The 20,183-nt window shown below is 64.7% G+C and carries 23 protein-coding genes; 9 read left to right on the forward strand and 14 right to left on the reverse strand.

The features are described 5' to 3' along the window. The first annotated feature begins 72 nt into the window (after positions 1-72). Both QA645_RS42170 and QA645_RS42175 read left to right on the forward strand, forming a co-directional pair. Positions 73-981 carry a helix-turn-helix transcriptional regulator gene (locus QA645_RS42170; RefSeq protein ID WP_283047015.1) on the forward strand — a complete coding sequence of 303 codons (909 nt, stop codon included), beginning with the start codon at positions 73-75 and terminating at the stop codon, positions 979-981. A gap of 234 nt (positions 982-1,215) precedes the next feature. After that, positions 1,216-1,611, forward strand: a complete 396-nt coding sequence (locus QA645_RS42175) for a group II truncated hemoglobin (protein ID WP_283047017.1) — start codon at positions 1,216-1,218, stop codon at positions 1,609-1,611. Here QA645_RS42175 and QA645_RS42180 read toward each other — a convergent pair. Next, positions 1,608-2,387, reverse strand: a complete 780-nt coding sequence (locus tag QA645_RS42180; protein WP_283047019.1) for a B12-binding domain-containing protein — start codon at positions 2,385-2,387, stop codon at positions 1,608-1,610. The genes QA645_RS42175 and QA645_RS42180 overlap by 4 nt on opposite strands. Before the next feature lie 162 nt (positions 2,388-2,549). On the opposite strand from QA645_RS42180, the gene QA645_RS42185 reads away from it, so the two are divergent. After that, the gene (locus tag QA645_RS42185) at positions 2,550-3,230 is read left to right on the forward strand and encodes a transglutaminase family protein (protein ID WP_254195975.1); all 681 of its coding nucleotides are present in this window, start codon (positions 2,550-2,552) and stop codon (positions 3,228-3,230) included. Positions 3,231-3,232: 2 nt separating this feature from the next. Here the strand turns inward: QA645_RS42185 and QA645_RS42190 are convergent, their stop codons facing one another. From QA645_RS42190 to QA645_RS42205, 4 genes are all read right to left on the reverse strand, one after another. After that, positions 3,233-3,487: a hypothetical protein gene (locus QA645_RS42190; protein ID WP_283047022.1), complete on the reverse strand. Its 255-nt coding sequence runs from the start codon at positions 3,485-3,487 to the stop codon at positions 3,233-3,235. Next, entirely contained in the window at positions 3,438-5,174 is a 1,737-nt protein-coding gene (ybaL, locus tag QA645_RS42195; RefSeq protein ID WP_283047023.1) for a YbaL family putative K(+) efflux transporter, read from the reverse strand. The genes QA645_RS42190 and ybaL overlap by 50 nt, the downstream gene beginning before the upstream one ends. Before the next feature lie 87 nt (positions 5,175-5,261). Further along, entirely contained in the window at positions 5,262-5,594 is a 333-nt protein-coding gene (locus QA645_RS42200) for a PRC-barrel domain-containing protein (protein ID WP_254134963.1), read from the reverse strand. A gap of 125 nt (positions 5,595-5,719) precedes the next feature. Further along, positions 5,720-6,505, reverse strand: a complete 786-nt coding sequence (locus QA645_RS42205) for an IclR family transcriptional regulator C-terminal domain-containing protein (protein WP_283047024.1) — start codon at positions 6,503-6,505, stop codon at positions 5,720-5,722. A gap of 116 nt (positions 6,506-6,621) precedes the next feature. Here QA645_RS42205 and QA645_RS42210 point away from each other — a divergent pair, with 116 nt between their 5' ends. Both QA645_RS42210 and QA645_RS42215 read left to right on the forward strand, forming a co-directional pair. Next, a complete protein-coding gene (locus QA645_RS42210; RefSeq protein WP_283047025.1) occupies positions 6,622-7,980 on the forward strand; it encodes an aromatic ring-hydroxylating dioxygenase subunit alpha in 1,359 nt (452 codons plus the stop codon). Positions 7,981-8,108: 128 nt separating this feature from the next. Beyond that, positions 8,109-9,545, forward strand: coding sequence for a glutamine synthetase family protein (locus QA645_RS42215; RefSeq protein WP_283047026.1), 1,437 nt, complete (start codon positions 8,109-8,111; stop codon positions 9,543-9,545). An 8-nt stretch (positions 9,546-9,553) separates the two neighbouring features. Here the strand turns inward: QA645_RS42215 and QA645_RS42220 are convergent, their stop codons facing one another. Then, positions 9,554-10,999 (reverse strand): MFS transporter, encoded by a 1,446-nt coding sequence (locus tag QA645_RS42220; protein ID WP_283047027.1) that lies wholly within the window; start codon positions 10,997-10,999, stop codon positions 9,554-9,556. Between the two features lie 3 nt (positions 11,000-11,002). Continuing rightward, on the reverse strand, positions 11,003-11,491 hold the full coding sequence (locus QA645_RS42225; RefSeq protein WP_283047028.1) for a MarR family winged helix-turn-helix transcriptional regulator: 489 nt from the start codon (positions 11,489-11,491) through the stop codon (positions 11,003-11,005). A gap of 371 nt (positions 11,492-11,862) precedes the next feature. Between QA645_RS42225 and QA645_RS42230 the strand changes: the two genes are divergently transcribed. Next, positions 11,863-12,231, forward strand: coding sequence for a hypothetical protein (locus QA645_RS42230; RefSeq protein WP_283047029.1), 369 nt, complete (start codon positions 11,863-11,865; stop codon positions 12,229-12,231). Between the two features lie 47 nt (positions 12,232-12,278). Here QA645_RS42230 and QA645_RS42235 read toward each other — a convergent pair whose 3' ends face one another. The 7 genes from QA645_RS42235 to QA645_RS42265 all read right to left on the reverse strand — a co-directional run bounded on the left by QA645_RS42235 (position 12,279) and on the right by QA645_RS42265 (position 17,635). After that, positions 12,279-12,992, reverse strand: a complete 714-nt coding sequence (locus QA645_RS42235) for an ABC transporter ATP-binding protein (protein WP_254134970.1) — start codon at positions 12,990-12,992, stop codon at positions 12,279-12,281. Beyond that, a complete protein-coding gene (locus QA645_RS42240) occupies positions 12,985-13,752 on the reverse strand; it encodes an ABC transporter ATP-binding protein (RefSeq protein ID WP_283047030.1) in 768 nt (255 codons plus the stop codon). Before QA645_RS42240 ends, QA645_RS42235 begins: the two co-directional genes overlap by 8 nt. Continuing rightward, a complete protein-coding gene (locus QA645_RS42245; RefSeq protein ID WP_254134972.1) occupies positions 13,745-14,689 on the reverse strand; it encodes a branched-chain amino acid ABC transporter permease in 945 nt (314 codons plus the stop codon). Before QA645_RS42245 ends, QA645_RS42240 begins: the two co-directional genes overlap by 8 nt. Positions 14,690-14,702: 13 nt before the next feature. Then, positions 14,703-15,620, reverse strand: a complete 918-nt coding sequence (locus QA645_RS42250) for a branched-chain amino acid ABC transporter permease (RefSeq protein ID WP_254134973.1) — start codon at positions 15,618-15,620, stop codon at positions 14,703-14,705. 321 nt (positions 15,621-15,941) lie between these two features. Then, positions 15,942-16,160: a hypothetical protein gene (locus QA645_RS42255; protein WP_283047035.1), complete on the reverse strand. Its 219-nt coding sequence runs from the start codon at positions 16,158-16,160 to the stop codon at positions 15,942-15,944. Position 16,161: 1 nt separating this feature from the next. Next, positions 16,162-16,821, reverse strand: coding sequence for an acyl-homoserine-lactone synthase (locus QA645_RS42260; RefSeq protein ID WP_283047036.1), 660 nt, complete (start codon positions 16,819-16,821; stop codon positions 16,162-16,164). An 85-nt stretch (positions 16,822-16,906) separates the two neighbouring features. Beyond that, positions 16,907-17,635: a LuxR family transcriptional regulator gene (locus QA645_RS42265; RefSeq protein WP_254134976.1), complete on the reverse strand. Its 729-nt coding sequence runs from the start codon at positions 17,633-17,635 to the stop codon at positions 16,907-16,909. Positions 17,636-17,802: 167 nt separating this feature from the next. Here QA645_RS42265 and QA645_RS42270 point away from each other — a divergent pair, with 167 nt between their 5' ends. The 3 genes from QA645_RS42270 (at position 17,803) to QA645_RS42280 (ending at position 20,142) form a co-directional block, all read left to right on the forward strand. Next, a complete protein-coding gene (locus QA645_RS42270) occupies positions 17,803-17,979 on the forward strand; it encodes a hypothetical protein (RefSeq protein ID WP_254134977.1) in 177 nt (58 codons plus the stop codon). 202 nt (positions 17,980-18,181) lie between these two features. Then, positions 18,182-19,120, forward strand: coding sequence for a LysR family transcriptional regulator (locus tag QA645_RS42275; protein ID WP_254134978.1), 939 nt, complete (start codon positions 18,182-18,184; stop codon positions 19,118-19,120). A 143-nt stretch (positions 19,121-19,263) separates the two neighbouring features. Next, positions 19,264-20,142, forward strand: coding sequence for a shikimate dehydrogenase (locus QA645_RS42280; protein WP_283047037.1), 879 nt, complete (start codon positions 19,264-19,266; stop codon positions 20,140-20,142). Positions 20,143-20,183 lie beyond the last annotated feature (41 nt).

Consider the following 20,183-nt stretch of genomic DNA (forward strand, 5'->3'; position numbering starts at 1 on the left):
AGCTTGCTGTCAATGCCAGCAGGCATTATGTTTCATTAAAACGCGCCGCAGGACCTCCTGTAAAGAAGGCTCATGACCGACAGTCCCGACGCCGAATCCCGCTTTCTCGAACAGCTGGGCCAGCGCGTGCGCACCATGCGCGCGCTGCGCGGCATGTCGCGCAAGGTGCTCGCCAAGGTATCAGGAATTTCGGAGCGCTACATCGCGCAGCTCGAAAGCGGCAAGGGCAATGTCTCCATCGTCCTGCTGCGCCGTGTCTCCGACGCGATGGGCGCGCATCTCGAGGACCTACTTCCCTCCGCCGATCCGACGCCGGACTGGCAGATGTTTCGCGATCTCTTGCGCAAGGCGACACCGGCGCAGATCGCCCAGGCCAAGGATCTGCTCGCCGGCGGCAGCGCCTCCGCGCCGCGGCGCGCGCCGTTCTGCGGCATCGCGCTGATCGGCCTGCGCGGCGCCGGCAAATCGACGCTGGGAAGAATGCTGGCGAAGAAGATCGGCTGGAGCTTTGTCGAGCTCAACAAGGAGGTCGAGCAGCAGAACGGCCTCTCGGTCGCCGAGATCATCGCACTCTACGGCCAGGAAGGCTTCCGCCGCATGGAGCAGGCCGCGCTGCAGCAGCTGCTCGCACGCAACGAGCTGATGGTGCTGGCGACCGGCGGCGGCATCGTGTCGGAGCCGTTGACCTTCGACCAGATCCTGTCGTCGTTCTACACGATCTGGCTGAAGGCCGAACCGGAAGAGCACATGGCCCGCGTCCGGCGCCAGGGCGATTTGCGTCCGATGGCGGATGATCGCTCCGCAATGGCCGAGCTGCGCAACATCCTGCTCAGCCGCGAGCCGCTCTACGCGCGCGCGACGGCGGTGGTGGATACGGCGGGGCTGTCGGTCGATGCAGCAGCGGCAAGACTGATCGATGCGGTGCGGCCGGTGCTGCAGAGCGAAGCGCGGAGTTTTGGATTGCGGAGCGTGGCGCTGTAGGGCGATCCAGCGCCACACACACACCACTGTCGTCCCTGCGAACGCAGGGACCCATACCGCGTGATCCATCGATTGCGCACGCGCGCCAATCCCGAACGACCAGTCTTCGTCAAACCGCGCCCTGTGGTTATGGGTCCCGGATCTGCGCTTCGCTTGTCCGGGACGACAGCGGAGTTTGTGGGCACGCCGCAATGTCACTATATGCGAACCCAGTAGCAACCATCCGGACCCACAATGACCTCCAGCGACGTCACCACCTCCATGTTCGAACGGATCGGCGGCCGTGCCACGATCGACCTGTTGGTCGACCGCTTCTACGACCGCATGGACACGCTGCCGGAAGCAACAATCATCCGCGCGATGCATGCGGACGATCTCGACCTGATCAGGGACGTGCTGAAGCGCTACCTCACGGAATGGACGGGCGGTCCAAAACTCTACACGCCGGAGAAGGGCCATCCGCGATTGCGGCAGCGGCATATCGGCTTTGCCATCGGCGATGCCGAGCGCGATGCGTGGCTGCTCTGCATGCGCGGTGCGATGGAGGAGACCGTCACTGACGTCGATGCGCGACGGGACCTCGATAAAGCCATATCCGGCCTTGCCGACTGGATGCGCAATCGCAGCTAGTCGAGACCGAGCGCGTTGATGTCGGGGGCAAGCTTCACACCCGGGGTCCGCGGCACCGACCCCGTCTTGACCGCGTAGCCGCCGAGCACAATGTCCGGACGGCTCGGCGCCGGCAACGCCTGGACGCGTTCAACGAGGGCGGCGACGGCATCGTACTGATCGGGAAGCGCGATCGAGACCAGCAGCGTCTTGGGCTCACCCTCCATCGCCGGCTCGGACAGCGCATCGAGCACCGTACGGTCGTCGACGTGCCGCGTTCGCCACCCCTGGTTCTGGAGCCAGAGGCCGAGAATGCGAATGCCCACCACATGGATGTTGCCCGGCGCATTCATCAGAAAAAAGCAGCCGTCACCGCCGGCGCGCGCCGGCCTTGACCAGGCCAACCGCATCCTCGCTTCGACCAGATCGATCACGCGCTCGGCGTAAGCGGTGAATTCATGCTCGCCTTCGACGGTGAGGGTGCCGTTCTCCCAGGCGTTGCCGATCTCGTAGAGCATTGGCGCGATCATGCCGATGAGAATGTCGACCGGCCGGCAATGGGCAGCGATGGCGTTGTCGATCAGCGGCCCCGCGGCAGCGAAATCGTTCCTGCGTCCGGCCGAGAACAGCGACTGAAAGATGTCCCTCAACGCGACCGCATGGGCATATTCATCGCCGCTGAGCAGATCCGGCTGTTCGCCCGCGCACTTCCGGCACAGCCCATGTGTGATGCCGAGATCCGCGTGCGGCGGCATCTCGCCCATGAATTGCTGGCAATGGGCACACCATCTCAGCATGCTGCCACTCCCCCTCGCCGGTTCCCTCAACCTAGCGCAGCATCGCCGCCTGCAAAAGCGATAGCGGCTCGACGCAAGCGGTGACGGCGCAGTGCAGCGAGCATGGGCGGCCTGCAACCAACGAAATTGAGCTAGATCAAAGCCGGCTGCTAAACTCGCGCCATGACCGACATCCTTCCCGATACCCTCCGCCGCCTCTACACCGATCCAGGCGAGTACATCGACAGCGATCATCCCGCCGTGCAGCAATTCGCCGAAACGGCGGTACGCGGGGACGCCAGCGCCCGCGAGAAGGCGAGCGTGCTGTACAAGGCGGTGCGCGACGGCATCCGCTATAACCCGTACGTCAGCATGCGCGTCGCCGAGACGTTTCGCGCGTCGAGCGTGCTTGCCGCGGGTCAGGGCTATTGCGTCGGCAAGGCTTCGCTCTATGCCGCCGCCTGCCGCGTCCACGGCATTCCCGCCCGGGTCGGCTTTGCCGACGTGAAGAACCATCTCACCACCGAAAAACTACGCGCGAGCATGGGCACGGATATCTTCACCTGGCACGGCTTTACGGAAGTGCATGTCGACGGCGCCTGGCGCAAGGCGACGCCGACCTTCAACGACACGCTCTGCGCCAAGGTCGGCGTGGCGCCGCTCGATTTCGACGGCCACACCGATGCGCTGCTGCATCCCTTCGACGGCGAAGGCCGCGCCTACATGCAATATGTCAACGACCGCGGCACCTATCACGACGTGCCGGCGAAATTCCTCATGCGCGAGATGGCGCGCGACTACGCCAACATGCAGGGCGAGGATCTTTCGGGCCGCGACATGGAGCGCGAGGCGGAAGGACGATAGGGCTAACCAACCCTGCGCCCGCCATCATTGCACACATCGAACCCCGAGCGATCCAGCGCCTCGGCCGCAAAGCCCGCGACATAGATCAACGCCAGGATCGCCGCGGAGATCGCGACCGTCTCCGCATGCGCGAGCGCCCATCGCAACACGCGCTGCACCAATGTCGGCGGCGGGAATCGGTAGATCCGGCCCGCCGGCGTGATCAGGTCATACGACCGAACCGACCGCGAGCGCACGGGGATCTTGCTGGGCAGCATCCGGAACTCTCCTCTCCAGCTCCTCGATCATGCCGCGCGCGATTTCCCGCTCGCCCATGATGACGACGTCAGCCCCCAATCCCCTGAGATGATCGACCTCGGCATCCGCATGCGCACGCGCGATGATGCGGAGATCCGGATTGGCCGCGCGCGCCTGCTGCACGATCTGCCCCGCCTCGAACGCCTCGGGGATCGCGATGACCAGATGCCGTGCCCGCGCCGGATTTGTGGCGCCGAGGATCTCGGGCTGCGCGGCATTGCCCATGATGGTCTCGATGCCGCCCCGCTTCAGCTTCTCGAGCGCGCTCTCACCGACCTCGGCGACCAGGAACGGCAATTGCCGCTGCTTCAAGGCATCGCCGACCAGGGCGCCGACGCGGCCATAGCCGATCACGATCGTATGGTCGGCAAGATCGGTAGTGCGGATCGGCTCGGGCACGGCGGCCGCGACTTGCAGCGTATCCCGCCTCGGTTCGAGCAGCGGCGCGAGCCAGGTGGCGGCCGCGAACATCAGCGGGTTGAGCATGATGGAGAGGATCGCGCCGGCCATGATCAGGTCGCGGCCGTCGCTCGGCAGGATCTGCGAGGCGACGCCGAGCTCGGCCAGGATGAAGGAGAACTCTCCGATCTGCGACAGGCTTGCGGAGATCGTCAGGGCGGTCGCGACCGGATGCCGGAACAGCACCACAATCAGGAACGCGGCAAGCGATTTGCCGAGCATGATGATCGCAAGCGTCGCCAGCAGCGGCCAGGGCTCGCGGACCACGCTCATCGGATCGAACATCATGCCGACCGAGACAAAGAACAGCACGGCGAAAGCATCGCGCAGCGGCAACGATTCCTGCGCGGCGCGCGCGCTGAGCGGCGATTCCCGCAGCATCATGCCGGCGAAGAACGCGCCGAGCGCCAGCGAGACGTCGAACAGCTTCGTCGCGCCGAAGGCGATGCACAGCGCGATGGCCAGCACGGCAAGGCGGAACAGCTCGCGCGAGCCGGTATGGGCGATATAGTGCAGAATCCAGGGAATCACCCGGCGGCCCACCACCAGCATCAGGCCGATGAACGCGACGATCTTGACGATCGTCAGCATCACCACGCCGGCAAGCCCGAGACCGAGCTGCGCGGCCAGCGGCTCGAACGCCGGCTTGCCGCCATGGCCGCCCTGAAGGCTCGCGATCGCCGGAAACAGCACCAGCACGAGCACCATCGCGAGGTCCTCGACGATCAGCCAGCCGACGGCGATGCGGCCGCGATCGGTCTCCATCAGGCGCCGCTCCTGCAGTGCGCGCAGCAGCACGACGGTGCTCGCCACCGACAAAGCGAGGCCGAACACGAGGCCGGCGCTGGCGCTCCAGCCCATCAGCAGGGCAAGGCCAAGCCCCATCAAGGTCGCGACCGCGATCTGCACGACGGCGCCGGGCACGGCGATGTTGCGGACGCTGAGCAGATCCTGCAGCGAGAAATGCAGGCCGACACCGAACATCAGCAGGATAATTCCGAGCTCCGACAACTCGGTGGCAAGCGCCTGGTCGGCGACGAAGCCCGGCGTGAACGGGCCGACCGCAACACCGGCGAGCAGATATCCGACCAGCGGCGGAATGCGGAACCGCTGCGCGATTGTTCCAAGTACGAAGGCTAGTCCAAGTCCGACGACGATGGTGGCGATGAGAGGTGTGTCATGCGGCATTTTTGCCTTTTGACACAGCAGGCGCGCTCGCGCACCGCGACCAAGTGAGGCGGTCGCGATGTCGCATGGGCACCGGAATTCGCGGCCTCAGATCGACCAGTAGTTCGGATGCTGATACGGCGGCGAGCGGTCGCCCCAGTCGAATTCATCGCCATCAAACTCGCAGGGGCCGCTGCTCAATTGCTCCGGCGTCAGTTCGACCTGGAAGGCCTGACGTCCCGGATCATATTTCAGCGCGCTCCATTGCACGGGATAGTGATGATGCGTCCCGAGCAACCTGCCGGTCTTGATGATGGCGTAGGCGACCGTTCCGCTTACCTTGTCGAGCATCAATCGTTCGATCGTGCCGAGCTTCGAGCCGTCGCACCCATAAACGGCGACGTGCTCGACGCGATCACTGGGAACCATGGTGTGTTGCATGGCGTGCTCCCTGATCTGGTATGTGGAGCAGATTATAGGCCCGCAGCCCGGATCAGCGAAGCGACATCCGGGGTCCTGCAATACATTCCCGGGCACCGCGGCGCTCCCCCGGGGCGACCGGTCCACTACAGCAATTGCGAACGCACGGAGTCCGCGCCTTCACGCAGCAGTGGCAGGAAGCGCCCGATCAATTCCTGCGCCGGGACGCGATCGACATGGGCGCCCATGTTGATGGCGGCGACGATCACGCCGTCGTAACGATGGACGGGAACCGAGATCGAGCGGAAATGCGGCTCGGCCTCGCGGTCGACCAGCGAATACCCTTGCGCGCGGTCATTGGCGATCCGCGCGAGCAATGCCTTGGGATCGGTCTCCGTCTGCGGCGTCATCGCCTCGCGCTTCATCGCTGTCAGCCGCGTGGCGAGATCGGCATCGTCGAGCTGGCCGAGCATGGTGCGGCCGACCGAGGTGCAGAAGGCCGGCAGACGGTAGCCGATCTCCAATCCGCCCGAAAACATCCGCGCCGGGCTGCTGCGTGCGACGAACACGACGTCATCGCCATCGAGCACGGCGAGCGAGGAGATCTCGTTGGCCGCGGTCGCGACGCGGTCGAGCACGGGCTGGAGCACGGCGACGAGCTGGTTGGAGCGCAGGTATGATGCCGCCAGCGTCAGCACATGCGGCGTCAGCGAGAACAGTTTTCCGTCGCCACTGACAAAACCGCCGCGCTGGAGCGTGAACAGCATGCGCCGGGCCGTCGCACGCGGCAGCTCGGCAGCGCGAGCGAGATCACTCAGTGTCATCGGGCCTGAGTTGGTGCCAAAGCATTGCAACAGCCGCAGGCCGCGATCGAGGGCTTCGACGAAATCCGTCGCGCGCTCGTCAGTCTCGCTCCGCTTCAGCTTGGGCATGATCCCTGGGACAATCCTGCAAAATAGTGCTTGCTGCCGATCCAAGGCATGTCATAATTCGCCCATTCGTTCAATAGGCGAACAGAACGCCCCTCACGAAAAAGGACGCGACCGCCATGATGAGCCAGGAGCAGAACGACCTGATCACCCGCACCGGGCCGAAAGACCCGTGCGGCAAGCTGATGCGGAGTTACTGGCAGCCGGCGGCGCTGATCGACGAGCTCGAGGGCGAGCGGCCGATCCGTCCCGTCAAACTGCTCGGCGAAAACCTGGTGCTGTTTCGCGACGAGAGCGGTCGCTACGGCTTGATCGATCGTCATTGCGCCCATCGCGGCGCCGACCTCGCCTTCGGGCGGCTCGAACATGGCGGCCTGCGCTGCGCCTTCCATGGCTGGCTGTTCGACGCGACCGGCCAGTGCATCGAGACGCCGGCCGAGCCGAAGGATTCAAAACTCTGCCAGAACATCCGCCAGCGCTCCTATCCCGTGGTGGAGAAGAGCGGCATCCTCTGGGCCTATCTCGGCGAGGGTGAACCGCCGGCTTTCCCGGAGATCGACTGCTTCGTCGCACCGGGCACACATACGTTCGCGTTCAAGGGCCACATGGCCTGCAACTGGCTGCAGGCGCTGGAGGTCGGCATCGATCCCGCGCACGCCTCCTATCTGCACCGCTTCTTCGAGGACGAGGACACGTCGACCGCCTACGGCAAACAGTTCCGCGGCGCCTCGGCCGGCAGCGACCTGCCGATGACAAAAATCCTGCGCGAATACGACCGCCCGATCATCAATGTCGAGTGCACCGAATACGGCCTGCGGCTGATCGCGCTGCGCGAGATCGACGAGGAGCGCACGCATGTGCGCGTCACCAACCAGCTCTTTCCACACGGCTTCGTCATTCCCATGAGCACGGAGATGACGATCACCCAGTGGCACGTGCCGGTCGACGACGAGAACTGCTACTGGTACGCGATCTTCACCAGCTATTCGAACCCGGTCGACAAGAAGAAGATGCGCGAGCAGCGGCTCGAGCTCTACGAGCTGCCGGACTACAAGTCGCGCAAGAACCGCAGCAACGATTACGGTTTTGATCCGCACGAGCAGCAGACCGAGACCTATACCGGCATGGGCAACGACATCAACGTCCACGACCAATGGGCGGTGGAGTCGATGGGCGCGATCCAGGACCGCACCAAGGAGCATCTCGGCTCGAGCGACAAGGCGATCGTGCAATATCGCCGCTTGCTCCGGCAGGAGATCGAGAAGGTCGGCGGCGGCGAGAAGCCAATGCTGTTCCTGGATGAGGCCAACGCGCGCAGCATCCAGGGTCCGGCGACCATGGACGGTATCGGCCCGACGCGCGGCTGGGAAACCTACTGGATGGAAGTCGACGTCAAGCGCCGCCGCGGCGCGTCCTGGACCGCGCCGGTGCCGAAGGAGATCGCCGACAACGTGCATCGGCTGACGGCGGCGGAGTGACGTTCGTGCACCGCTGCCGTAGGGTGGGCAAAGGCGCAACGCGCCGTGCCCACCATTTCTCCGTGATGGATATAGATCGTGGGCACGCTTCGCTTTGCCCACCCTACGGCAGTTGAGGGAGTGGCCAAGTGACTTTCGTCGCGCGTCATGCGCTGTGGTCGGATGAGCAGACAGACGCCGCGGCGCGCATGCGCCGCATCGTCGAGGACAAGAACCTCGAGGTCATCCGCCTCGCCTTCCCCGACCAGCACGGCATTCTTCGCGGCAAGACCATCATCGCCGCCGAGGCTATCGCGGCGCTGGAGAGCGGCTGCTCCATCACCACCACCATGCTCGCCAAGGACACCTCGCACCGCACGGTGTTTCCGGTGTTCACCGCGGGCGGCGGCTTCGGCATGAAGGAGATGGAGGGCGCGGCCGACGTGCTGATGGTCGCCGATCCCACCACGTTTCGCGTGCTGCCTTGGGCGCCGGCGACGGGCTGGGTGCTCTGCGACCTCTATTTCAATGACGGCCGACCGGTGCCGTTCGCGACGCGCGGGCTGTATCGCAAGGCGCTCGACGAGCTCGGCCGCCGCGGCCACGATTTCGTCGCGGGCCTCGAGGTCGAATTCCACATCTTCAAGCTCGACGACCCGCATATGCGCGCCGAAGACGCGGGACAGCCGGGCACGCCGCCGTCGGTGAGCCTGCTCTCTCACGGCTATCAATATCTGACCGAGCAGCGCTTCGACCAGATGGAGCCCGTGCTGGAGATCCTGCGCCGCGACATCGTCGCGCTCGGGCTGCCGTTGCGCTCGGTCGAGGTCGAGTTCGGGCCGAGCCAGTGCGAATTCACCTTTGCGCCGAAGAAGGGCCTGGAGCCCGCCGACAACATGGTGCTGTTTCGCAGCGCCGTGAAGCAGATCGCGCGCCGGCACGGCTATCACGCCACCTTCATGTGCCGGCCGAAACTGCCGAACCTGTTTGCAAGCGGCTGGCACCTGCACCAGTCGATCGTCTCGCGCGCGAACGGCGAAAACCTGTTCATGGCCAAAGACGGCGGCGAGCCGCTCAGCGCATTCGGCCGCTCATACCTCGCCGGCCTGCTCGACCACGCCCGCGCGGCCACCGTGTTCACCACGCCGACCATCAACGGCTACAAGCGCTACCGCTCCTATTCGCTGGCGCCGGACCGAGCGATCTGGGGCCGCGACAATCGCGGCGTGATGATCCGCGTGCTCGGCGGTGCCGGCGATGCCGCCACGCGCCTGGAAAACCGCGTCGGCGAGCCGGCCGCCAATCCCTATCTCTACATGGCCGCGCAGATTCTCTCGGGCCTCGATGGCGTCGACCGCAAGCTCGATCCCGGCCCCTCGGCCGACACGCCCTACGAGACCAAGGCGCCGCTGCTACCGAAGTCCTTGCGCGATGCGGTCTCCGCGCTGAAGGACGATCCGTTCTTCCGCGACGAATTCGGCGCGGAGTTCGTCGATTATTACACCCACATCAAGAACGCCGAGATCGACCGTTTCCTGTCGGAGGTGACGGATTGGGAGCATCGCGAATATTTCGAGATGTTCTGACCGCTCCGTTACGGCGCCTTCGGCTTCTGCCTGAGGTAGAGATAGGTCGGCAGCAGGCCAAGCGCGACGATCGCGACCATCACCCACCATCCACGCTGGAACGCGACGAGGCGCTCCGGCAGGGATGACGGCGAGCCGATCATGGCGACGAAGATCGCGACGCCGACCGCGAGCGAGGCCTGGCGGATCATGTTGATGACGCCGGAGCCGGTCGCGAAGGACGACGGCGGCAGGCCTGCGGCGCTGACGCCCATCAGGGTCGGGAACGTCAGTCCGACGCCGATGCCGGTCGGGATCATGCCCAGGATCACGAAGGCCGGATGCGGTTCGGCTCCAATCAGGGTTGCCCAGGCGACCAGACCGGCCGCGAAGACGATGATGCCGGCGGTCACGACGGGCGCGGCGCCGAAACGCGCGATCAATCGCCCGGCAAACAGCAGCGAGGTGATCGGCACCATCAGTGGACCCGGCGCGATCGCAAGCCCGGTCTGCAACGCCGACCATCCCCACGCCGTCTGCTCCCACAGCGCAACCGACAGCAGCATGGCGCCGAAGGCCGCCGAGTAGGGCGCCATCACCAGGGCGGCCCCGGTGAAGGGACGGATGCGAAACAACGCCGGATCGACGAAGGGATTTTCGAGGCGAAGACAGCGCCAGACGAACAGTGCAAGCAGAACGGCAGCAACCGCAAAGCTGTAGCCGATGGCGGGTGTGCGAAAGCCCCAATCGCTGACCTTGACGATGGCGAAGACGAGCGCGCCGATACCGCCGGTCACCAGCACTGCATCGACAAATTTGGGCCGGGGCGCGTCATGACCTTCGATCTCCGGCAGCTTCCACCAGCCGATCACCATGGCGACGAGACCGATCGGGACATTGACGAAGAAGATCCAGCGCCAGTTGACCGCAACGAGCACGCCGCCGACGACTGGTCCGAGTGCCGCGGCGAGGCCGCCGATCGCCGTCCAGGTCCGCACCGCGCCGCCGCGTTTTTCCGGCGCGAACACCGCCAGCAGCAGACCAAGCGAGGTCGGCGTCATCAATGCAGCGCCCGCGGCCTGCACGATGCGAAACGCGGTCAACACCCCGACGCTGTTGGCGGCCGCGCAGGCGGCCGACGCCGCCGTGAAGAGGCCGACGCCGAGCAGGAAGCTGAGATTTCTGCGGTGACGCTCGGCCAGCCGGCCGAAGAAGACCAATAACGCCGCGTAGGCGATGGCGTAGCCGTTGAGCACCCACGACATGTCGTCGAGCGAGGCGTCCTTGAAGTCCTGCCCGATGCTGGGCAGCGCGACGTTGACGATGAAGAGGTCGAGATTGGCAAGGCAAATGCCGACACAGACAATCGCCAGCACCAGGTTTGGCGACGTCGACGGGCGGGGAGGTTTTGGCCGCAGCGAGAGATCGTCGAGCGGCACCGCACGGGCAAAGGTGGCGCGTTCAATACTGTTCATCGCTTATGCCTTTTGGTGATGCGATTCAGCCCGTTCGGGGACCAGCGACGGATCCCCGGCAATCTCCGCCAACAGGTTTCGCAGCTCGGCGGCGGCACGCTTGCCGAAACCGTTTTCAAACTTCTCCTGCGCCGCGAGCCAGAGCGGTCGTGCATCAGCAAGGCGCGAACGTCCCGCGCGCGTCAGCTTGATCTGGCGGCTTCGGCGATCGGCTTCATCGCGTTCCAGAGTGACGAGACCGTCGCGCTGGAGCGGGCGCAGGTTCTGGCCGATGGTGGACTGGTCCATCACCAGCGCCTCGGCGAGATCGCCGATGGAAGGCGCGGCGTCGCCGCGGCGGTGAATTTCAGTCAACATCGCGAATTGCGTCGAGCGGAGGCCCGATGGCTCCAGCGCTGCATCGTAGAACAGCGTCATGTGGCGCGACGCCTTGCGCAGCGCCGCGCAGTTGCAGCGGTTTCGCTCCATGACAGGAAGCTCTTGCTCGGCCATTTCGTCTCCGATATCGGGATATCCCGCTATTTATGATCCAGGGATATCCCGATATTGTTCTGACGTCAACCTGCCGGATTGGCCGGCGATGGGCTCACACCTCCGTGAGGCGATGTCGTCAAGGCAGTTCCGAAGACATCACGCAGGCCCCGGACGAAGCCATTTTCCCCAGGCCGCGAAAACGGCCGGAAAGACACGAGAGCTAGTGTGGCTCTCCATGATCAACGATGGAGTTCGATCATGTTGGGTCAATTGTTCAGTCTGATCTACCGCTGGTCCTGCCGGACAACCTTGGTCGAGATCGGTACTCATCACCTCGCCCGCTGACGCCGAGCAAGGTCAGAGGGATTGACCAAACAAAGGGGGTTGCCATGCGCAAGCTGATCCTGATCGTAACGATGTCACTGTTGGCCGGCCAAGCCTATGCCGGCGGTGCGCGGAGCCTGAGCCTGTCCGCGACCAACGCCAGCCAGACGACAGAGCAGCCGGCAACGACGGCTCCCTCGCAGGCGACACAGGCTCCGACGGCAACGCCCCCGGCGACCGTGCAGACGGCGACCACGACACCTGCTTCAACGATACCGGCTTCAACGCCACCGGCACCACCGGCGCAAACCGCGGCAGCGCCGGCCGCAGCGCCCGCGCAGCCGACTGCCGAAACGGCCAAGCCGAAGCACCGCCAGCCGTCCACCGAGGCACGCGTGATCCGCGAGCTGCATCGGCACGGGATTTATTGGTGAGCGCCTCCAGCTCGCTCCCGTCGCAATGACGGGGTGAGAGCGAGGCCTCAGATTCCCAAATATTTATGCTGCAAATCCGGCTCGGCCATGAGCTCGTCAGACGTCCCGCTCCACACGGTCTTGCCGCGCTCGATGATGAAGTGACGGTCGCAGATGCGGGCGAGGTGGTCGACGTTCTTGTCGACGACCAGGATTGACTGGCCACGGCTCTTGAGGAGCGACAGGCAGTTCCAGATCTCTTCGCGGATCAGCGGCGCGAGGCCCTCGGTCGCTTCGTCCAGGATGAGGAGTTTTGGATTGGTCATCAGCGCGCGGCCGATGGCGAGCATCTGCTGCTCGCCGCCGGAGAGCTGGTTACCCATGTTGGCGGCGCGCTCGGCGAGACGCGGGAACAGCACGTAGATCGCAGCGAGCGTCCAGGCATTGGCGCTGTTGAAGCGATCGGCGGCGGCCGCGACCAGATTTTCGCGCACGGTGAGGTTCGGGAAGATCTGGCGTCCCTCCGGCACCAGCCCGATGCCGAGCTTGGCGATCCGGTACGACGGAAGTTGCCGGACTTCGGCATCGGCAAAACGGATGCTGCCGGCGCGCGCCGGCGTCAGCCCCATGATCGAGCGGATCGTCGTGGTCTTGCCCATGCCGTTGCGGCCCATCAGCGAGACCATCTCGCCGGGCTTGATCGACAGCGACAGACCGAACAGCACCTGGCTGAGGCCGTAGCAGGTCTCGATGCCGTCGACGTCGAGCAGCGTATCAGCCATGGTGCGTCACCACGTGCTGGTCGCCGAGATAAGCGCGCTTGACGTCATCGTTGGCGCGAATCGCGGCCGGGTCGCCGGAGGCGATGACGCGGCCATAGACCAGCACCGAGATGCGGTCGGCGAGCGCGAACACCGCAGGCATGTCGTGCTCGACCAGCACGATCGAGACTTCCTTGCGCAGCTCCTGCAACAGCTTCACCATGCGCTGGGATTCGGTGACGCCGAGGCCCGCCATCGGCTCGTCGAGCAGCAGAAGTTTCGGCTTGCTCGCGAGCGCGACGGCAAGCTCGAGCTCGCGCCGTTCGCCATGGCTGAGCCTGTTCACCACGACATCGGCACGGTGCAACAGGCCGACGCGGTCGAGCGCGGCATGGGCGGCATCGCGCAGCCCCCTCTCCTTGCGGGCATTGGCAAAGAAGCTGAACGAGGTGCCGGCATGCGCCTGCGCCGCCAGCGCGACATTGTCGGCGGCGGTGAAGTCCAGCAGCAGCGAGGTGATCTGGAACGAACGTGCGAGGCCCAGCGCGCAGCGGCGATAGGCCGGTAGATAGGTGATGTCGCGGCCGCCCAACGACACACTGCCGGAATGCGGCTCGAGATGCCCGGTGAGCTGGCTGATCAGCGTGGTCTTGCCGGCGCCGTTCGGACCAATGATGGCGTGCAGCTCGCCGCTGGCAACGTCGAGCGAGACGTTATCCGTCGCGGTGATGCCGCCGAAGCGGCGCACCAGCTTTTCGACGCGGAGCAGCGGTTCAGCCACGATTGAGCCTCCCCAGCAGACCCATGATGCCGCCGCGGCCGAACAGCACGATCAGCAGCAACAGTGGCCCCATGATCAGCGCCCAGTACTCGGTGATCTGCGACAGGAATTCTTCCAGCAGCAGATACACCACCGCCCCGATGACCGGGCCGAACAGTGTGCCCATGCCACCGAGGATCACCATCACCATGAGATCGCCGGAGCGGGTCCAGTACATCACGGCCGGGCTGACGAAATCGGTGTTGTTGGCGAGCAGCGCGCCGGCGAGCCCGCACATGGTGCCGGAGATGACGAAGCAGACCAGCTGGTAGCGCTTGGCCGGGAAGCCGATCGCCTGCATGCGCTGCTCGTTGGAGCGCAGGCCCTGGACCACGAGGCCGAAGCGCGAATTGACGATGCGCCAGATCAGGAAGATGACGCCAAACAGGCAGGCCAGGCAGAGATAATAGAACTGCGTGCGGTTCGAGAGGTTGATCAGCCCGGAGAAGTCGCTGCGCTTGTAGACGGTGAGGCCGTCATCGCCGCCGTAACGCGCCAAGCCCGAGGCGACGTAATAGGCCATCTGCGCGAACGCGAGCGTGATCATGATGAAGTAGACGCCGCGCGTGCGCAGAGAGAGCGCGCCGATCACAAGCGCATAGATCGCAGATGCCGCCAGCGCGACGGGAAACTGGATGAAGCCGCTTCCGACGCCTTCCTGCGCCAGCATGCCGACCGCGTAGCCGCCGATGCCGAGATAGGCGGCGTGACCAAAGCTCATCATGCCTCCGAACCCCATGATGAGGTTGAGGCTTGCCGCCGCCAGCGCCAGGATGACGATGCGGGTGAACAGCGTCAGGATGAAGACGTTGCCGGACAGATACGAATAGAGCGGCAGCAGCACGAGGCCCGCCAGCATCAGGGCCGTGACGGCCTTGCTCACCGAGAAAGCCTTCATCGACGCAAGCTCTTCATCTGCGATGGGCCGGAAACAGCCCCTCCGGCCGCACCACCAGCACGATCGCCATCAGCAGGTAGATCAGCATGGACGACAGCGCGGGCGCGGCGGTGGAGGCAGCGGCGCCGCTCAGCACCTGCCGCAGCAGATTGGGCAGGAAGGCGCGGCCGAGCGTGTCGATCATGCCGACGAAGATCGCGGCGAGGAACGCGCCGCGGATCGAGCCAATGCCGCCGATCACGATGATGACGAAGGCGAGGATGAGGATGTTCTCGCCCATGCCGATCTGCACCGTGAGGATCGGCGCCTGCATCATGCCGGCGAGCCCTGCGAGCGCCGCGCCCAGCCCGAACACCAGCGTGTAGAGCAGCTTGATGTTGATGCCGAGCGCGCCGATCATCTCGCGGTTGGAGGCGCCGGCGCGGATCAGCATGCCGACGCGGGTGCGCATCACGCCGAGATAGAGCAGCAGCGCCACCAGCAGCGCGACGACGATGATCGCGAGCCGGTACGCCGGATAATGAATGCCCGGCAGGATCGGCACCGGCACCGTGAGCCAGGCCGGCAGCGGCAGTGCGAGGCCCGCCGGGCCCCAGATCAGCCGCACGGCTTCATTGAAGAACAGGATCAGGCCGAAGGTTGCGAGCACGTGGTCGAGGTGGTCGCGCCCATAGAGATGCCGCAGCGCACTCATTTCGAGCACGATGCCGAGCACGAGAGTCGCACCTAGCGCCAGCAACGCGCCGAGCAGGAAGCTGCCGGTCCACGCCGCGAAGGTCGCGGCGAAATAGGCGCCCATCATGTAGAGCGAGCCGTGCGCGAGGTTGACGAGATCCATGATCCCGAACACCAGCGTCAGGCCGGCGGCGAGCAGGAACAGCAGCAGGCCGAACTGCAATCCGTTCAAGAACTGTTCGACAACGAGCAGCATCAAAACTCTTTCAGGCGCATGCGGACGCGCGCCGATGTTCGAACACAGTCGCCATCAGTGAAAGAGCTCCCCCTGCCTCTTCAAGGCGGAAAAATGGGTAATGGCAGTATCGTTCCGAGGCAAGAGTGATTCCGCGTCAGACATGCACTTTGTTGCATGCCGGTGCATGCGATCAAAAACAGGCCTCGCAAATCCCGCCGTGCACAAAACCGCCTTGCAAGAAGACTGCCGCGCAGGGTGGGGCAGCCTGACGCACCCAAACGATCACCCTCCCCCCGTTGCCGGGGAGAGGGTGCGCAGCTTGTCGGAACGAAGATACGTCTAGTGCGACGTGACCCGTCGAGGGAAATCATCCGGCTCGTTGAGTTCGCTGTTGGCCGTCGAGGCCTCCAGCGCCGCCATCCGGAACAGGTAGGCGAGCGTCGCCAACCCGGTGTCCTCGGCCATCTGCGCCAGCTCGAGCGCCATGTCGGACATGTAGCCGAGATTCTCGTCCTTGGTTTGCGCCATGATTTGGCTGTCTCGCATCATGTTCGACATCTCAGGCGCTCTTTCGTTGCGCGGCGGTACGGCCGCAAAGGTTGGCACGGGCGATACAATCGAGACGCGGCCCGTCCTGGTGGACGAGGTTCTTCATCCCGATCCGTTCGCGCACGATGTTGAGTGATTCCTGGCGGATCTCGATGGTCGCGGCCATGGTCCAGGAGCCCTCGACCAGCGCCGGCAATCCCAGCGGCGTGACGACGAAGCCGATGTCGTGGAAGCGCGGCAGCCACCATGTCTCCATGACGAGGCAAAGCCGCTCGATGCCCTGATCGAGGCAGAACTCCTGCGCCGCCGCCATCAGCTGCAGATTGAACGCACCGTCGCGGCGCTCCCGCGTCACGAAGAAGCGCGACCATTCCCAGACCTGCGGATCGACCGGGCAGCCGCGCACCGCAGCGAGATGGGGGAAGACCTCGCTCATCATGGTCGACTTGGTGGTCGGATACAGGCGGGAACCGCCGAGCACGCGGCGATTCTCGAGAGCCAGCAGATAGACCGCGTCCTCGTTGTCGTAGTCGTCGATCTCGCGGCTGTCGGGCTTGCGCAGCGCCTCCCATTTCCGCTCTTCGACGAAAATCTCGTGGCGCAAACGGAAATGCTGTTCGAGCACATCCTCGTAGAGGTGCCGGTTGACGGCAGAAATCACATGAATCATGAACTCCCCCATAGCTTGAAATGGGGGCAGCCTCAGCGAAAAAGCCAAAACCGACTATTGGGAAATTTCCCAGTAGGCGAAGATTTCAGGGATTGATGATTCTTTGGCGGATCGCGATCGCGACCGCATGCGTCCGGTTGACGGCGCCGAGCTTGCGCGCAGCGGTTGCAAGATGCTCTTCGGCGGTGCGCTGCGTGATGTTGAGGATCTCGCCGATCTCCCAGGCGGACTTGCCCTGCGATGCCCAGGCGATCACCTCGCGCTCGCGCGGGGTCAGGCGCGCCGACGGATGCGGCGACGGCGCGAGCAGACGGCGAATGTGGTCGAAGCCGTACATCGCGATCAAATGCAGTGCAGGCTTGCTGCGGGCATTGAGATCGAGATGAACGCCGCCGAGCGAGACGCCGGCCTCATAACCGGTCAAGCCGTGGATCGGCACGACGAAACCGCGCGACATGCGGAAATCGGCCGCACGCCGCATCACCTCAACCGCGCCCGGCTCAAGATCCGCGTCATAAGGCGCTTCCGACCATTCGAACGGATTGACCGTGTGGCGGCACTTCCTGATCACGGGATCGACGCGGTCGTAGCTCTTTTCGGTGTAGAGGCTGAACCATTCCGCAGGCCATCTCTTGGCCAGCACCATCTGCGAAAAGCGCTGATCGGGATTCGGCAATCCGGTGACGATGATGTGCTCGAAGCCGTAGCGGCCGAAGGTGATCGCAAGCGCATCCATTGCGTCCGGGACCCTGTCATAGGCTCCCAGCCCTTCGATGAAGTCCAGCGCTTCCCGGCCATAATCAACGGCAGACATCGGTGCGTTTCCTGACCCTCGCCGTTCCGTATAGCACGTCTTTGGGGGCGGCCTCAATTCACCGCTTCCGTAATTTCCCGGTGTGGCTTTCGCACCGAAGATTTAATCTACTTGTGGAGGAAGTGACGCCAAGTTACACCTGAGGTGTCTAGAGCGGGAAAGCCACGATGGAAGACGAGAACATCGCCCTCAACAGCGTGCTCGGCCTGGAATTGAACCGCGTGTTTTTCGCCGTGCGCGATACGGCCAACAAGCAGAAGATCATCGAGTTCGCGCGCGAGGTGCTGCAAAGCGAGCGCCCCAAGCTCGTCGACAGCGCTTCACCGGAAAATCCTGCGAGATAGCACGCAGGTGCAGCAGACGACGCCGATGCAACCGATCGCGTGGCGATGTCTTTCGATGTGAGCGCGCTGCTTTTGGTCGAAACACCCTGACTGCGACGTTACCCGTCGTCCTCCCCTCCACTAAAGTCCCACTTGCCGCTGGCTGACGTCACAGCTTCCGTGAGATGATCGCCGCCACGATCGTCTTTCGGATGCCAAGACCATGATGACTCTGCGCCAGGTTGAAGTGATCCGTGCCGTGATGGTGACGGGCACCATTGGCGGCGCGGCGAAGCTGTTGAACGTGTCGGCGCCGGGGATCAGCCGGCTGGTCAAATACACCGAGCGCTCGCTCGGCATCCGCTTCTTCCAGCGCCAGAACGGCCGCTACTTCCCGACGCCGGAAGCCGAGAACATTTTCGAGCAGATCAACGGCGTCTACAAGAAGGTCGACGACCTCTCCGAGATCATCTCCAAGATCGGCCGCGGCGGATTGTCGGAGCTGCGCATCGGCTCGGTGCCGAGCATCTCGCAGGTGATGGTGCCGCGCGCGATCGAGCGCGTCCGGCGCCGCTATCCCGACCTCGGCATCGACATCAACATCCTCAAGCTCGAGGAAGCGATCGACTATCTCATGCTCGGCCGCGGCGAGTGCGTGGCGATGAGCTACCGGCTGGAGCATTCCGGCCTCGATTTCATGCCGCTTGCCTCGGGCGAACTCTATTGCATCGTGCCGCCCGGCCACGAGCTTGCCGGCCGCAAGCAGGTCTCCGCCGCCGAGATCACCCGCTATCCGCTGATCGGGATCGATCCGAACGACCCTTACGGCCGCATCATGGCCGAGATCTTTGCGCGCAACCGGCTGGAGTACAACATCACCATCCGCGCGCGGTTCGGCACCACGGTCTGCGCGCTGGTGAAGGCCGGGCTCGGCATTGCCATCATCGACCAGTTCACCGTGGCCCATGGCGGCTATCCGGGCATCGAGCTCCTGAAGATCACCGAGCCGACCCGGTTCGACACCTATATTGCGGTGAAGCGCGGCGCCCCGCTGTCGCTCCATGTCGAATATTTCATCGAGTCCCTGCGCGCCGAGATGCGCGCGGTCGAGCCGTCCCGCGGCAACGGCAGGGCCGCCTCGGGGCGCGGGCGCAAGAAATAACATTATGTTAGGTTTGCTGGCTAAATGGGTAATTGTGTTAGGCAGGGGAAAGACTATCGTCCCTCTTGGAATGGTGCGGATTTCCCCGCTAATGGCCGGACCTCAACGCGCCCCAACAGACGATCAAGAGACGATAGTGGATCATGTCTAGCCGCGGACCCATCGCCCCCAAGAAACTCCTGACCGGCCTGATCGGCGCGCCGATCGCCCATTCCGCCTCCCCCGCCATGCACGAGCGCGCCGCCGAAGCGCTTGGCCTGCGCGGCCATTATCAGCTCATCGAGGTCGCCGGTGCGGACGCGACCGGTCTCAGCATGATGCTCGAGGGCGTACGGCGGCTGGGCTTTGCCGGCGTCAACGTCACCTTTCCTTACAAGGAGGCGGTGGTGCCGCTGCTCGACGAGCTGGCTACGACGGCGGCGACCATGGCCGCGGTCAACACCGTCGTCGTCAAGGACGGCCGCCTGATCGGCCACAACACCGACACCACCGGCTTTGCGCGCGCCGTCAAGCCGTTGCTGGCTCCTGCCGAGAACGCGGTCGCCGTGATCGGCACCGGCGGCGTCGGCAAGGCGATCGCCTTTGCGCTGGCGAGCCTGAAGGTGGCCGACCTCCGCATCTTCGACAGCGAGCCGGCGCGAGCCGAAAAACTCGCCGCGCTGCTGGCCAAGCATGGTGGCGCGCGGGTCGCCAGGAGCGTCGAGGACGCGCTCGACGGCGCAACCGGCCTCGTCAACGGCACGCCGGTCGGCATGCTGCCGAACCGCGACACCCCGGTCCCGCCCACGCTGCTGCGCGAAAGCCTGTGGGTCGCCGACGCCGTCTATTCGCCGCTGATCACGCCGCTCCTTGCCGCAGCGCAGGAGAAGGGCGCGCGGATCATGACCGGGCGCGAGCTTGCGATCTACCAGGCTGCCGACGCCTTCGAACTGTTCACAGGCCTTGCCCCGTCGACCGAAGTCATGGGAGAGGCTTTTGACGCCGTGATGGCCGCGCGCAGCGCCGCCTATCAGGCAGCTTGAAGCGAAGCGGCCGGACACAAGGCCGCTTGCAAAATTGAAAC

This window comes from Bradyrhizobium sp. CIAT3101 (assembly GCF_029714945.1).
Taxonomy (GTDB): domain Bacteria; phylum Pseudomonadota; class Alphaproteobacteria; order Rhizobiales; family Xanthobacteraceae; genus Bradyrhizobium.

Excerpts from the sequence above, each read along its gene's own strand:
- QA645_RS42170 (WP_283047015.1), top strand. The coding sequence starts at position 73 with ATGACCGACAGTCCCGACGCCGAATCCCGCTTTCTCGAACAGCTGGGC.
- QA645_RS42175 (WP_283047017.1), top strand. The coding sequence starts at position 1,216 with ATGACCTCCAGCGACGTCACCACCTCCATGTTCGAACGGATCGGCGGC.
- QA645_RS42180 (WP_283047019.1), bottom strand. The coding sequence starts at position 2,387 with ATGCTGAGATGGTGTGCCCATTGCCAGCAATTCATGGGCGAGATGCCG.
- QA645_RS42185 (WP_254195975.1), top strand. The coding sequence starts at position 2,550 with ATGACCGACATCCTTCCCGATACCCTCCGCCGCCTCTACACCGATCCA.
- QA645_RS42190 (WP_283047022.1), bottom strand. The coding sequence starts at position 3,487 with ATGCTGCCCAGCAAGATCCCCGTGCGCTCGCGGTCGGTTCGGTCGTAT.
- ybaL (WP_283047023.1), bottom strand. The coding sequence starts at position 5,174 with ATGCCGCATGACACACCTCTCATCGCCACCATCGTCGTCGGACTTGGA.
- QA645_RS42200 (WP_254134963.1), bottom strand. The coding sequence starts at position 5,594 with ATGCAACACACCATGGTTCCCAGTGATCGCGTCGAGCACGTCGCCGTT.
- QA645_RS42205 (WP_283047024.1), bottom strand. The coding sequence starts at position 6,505 with ATGCCCAAGCTGAAGCGGAGCGAGACTGACGAGCGCGCGACGGATTTC.
- QA645_RS42210 (WP_283047025.1), top strand. The coding sequence starts at position 6,622 with ATGATGAGCCAGGAGCAGAACGACCTGATCACCCGCACCGGGCCGAAA.
- QA645_RS42220 (WP_283047027.1), bottom strand. The coding sequence starts at position 10,999 with ATGAACAGTATTGAACGCGCCACCTTTGCCCGTGCGGTGCCGCTCGAC.
- QA645_RS42225 (WP_283047028.1), bottom strand. The coding sequence starts at position 11,491 with ATGGCCGAGCAAGAGCTTCCTGTCATGGAGCGAAACCGCTGCAACTGC.
- QA645_RS42230 (WP_283047029.1), top strand. The coding sequence starts at position 11,863 with ATGCGCAAGCTGATCCTGATCGTAACGATGTCACTGTTGGCCGGCCAA.
- QA645_RS42235 (WP_254134970.1), bottom strand. The coding sequence starts at position 12,992 with ATGGCTGATACGCTGCTCGACGTCGACGGCATCGAGACCTGCTACGGC.
- QA645_RS42245 (WP_254134972.1), bottom strand. The coding sequence starts at position 14,689 with ATGAAGGCTTTCTCGGTGAGCAAGGCCGTCACGGCCCTGATGCTGGCG.
- QA645_RS42250 (WP_254134973.1), bottom strand. The coding sequence starts at position 15,620 with ATGCTGCTCGTTGTCGAACAGTTCTTGAACGGATTGCAGTTCGGCCTG.
- QA645_RS42255 (WP_283047035.1), bottom strand. The coding sequence starts at position 16,160 with ATGTCGAACATGATGCGAGACAGCCAAATCATGGCGCAAACCAAGGAC.
- QA645_RS42260 (WP_283047036.1), bottom strand. The coding sequence starts at position 16,821 with ATGATTCATGTGATTTCTGCCGTCAACCGGCACCTCTACGAGGATGTG.
- QA645_RS42265 (WP_254134976.1), bottom strand. The coding sequence starts at position 17,635 with ATGTCTGCCGTTGATTATGGCCGGGAAGCGCTGGACTTCATCGAAGGG.
- QA645_RS42270 (WP_254134977.1), top strand. The coding sequence starts at position 17,803 with ATGGAAGACGAGAACATCGCCCTCAACAGCGTGCTCGGCCTGGAATTG.
- QA645_RS42275 (WP_254134978.1), top strand. The coding sequence starts at position 18,182 with ATGATGACTCTGCGCCAGGTTGAAGTGATCCGTGCCGTGATGGTGACG.
- QA645_RS42280 (WP_283047037.1), top strand. The coding sequence starts at position 19,264 with ATGTCTAGCCGCGGACCCATCGCCCCCAAGAAACTCCTGACCGGCCTG.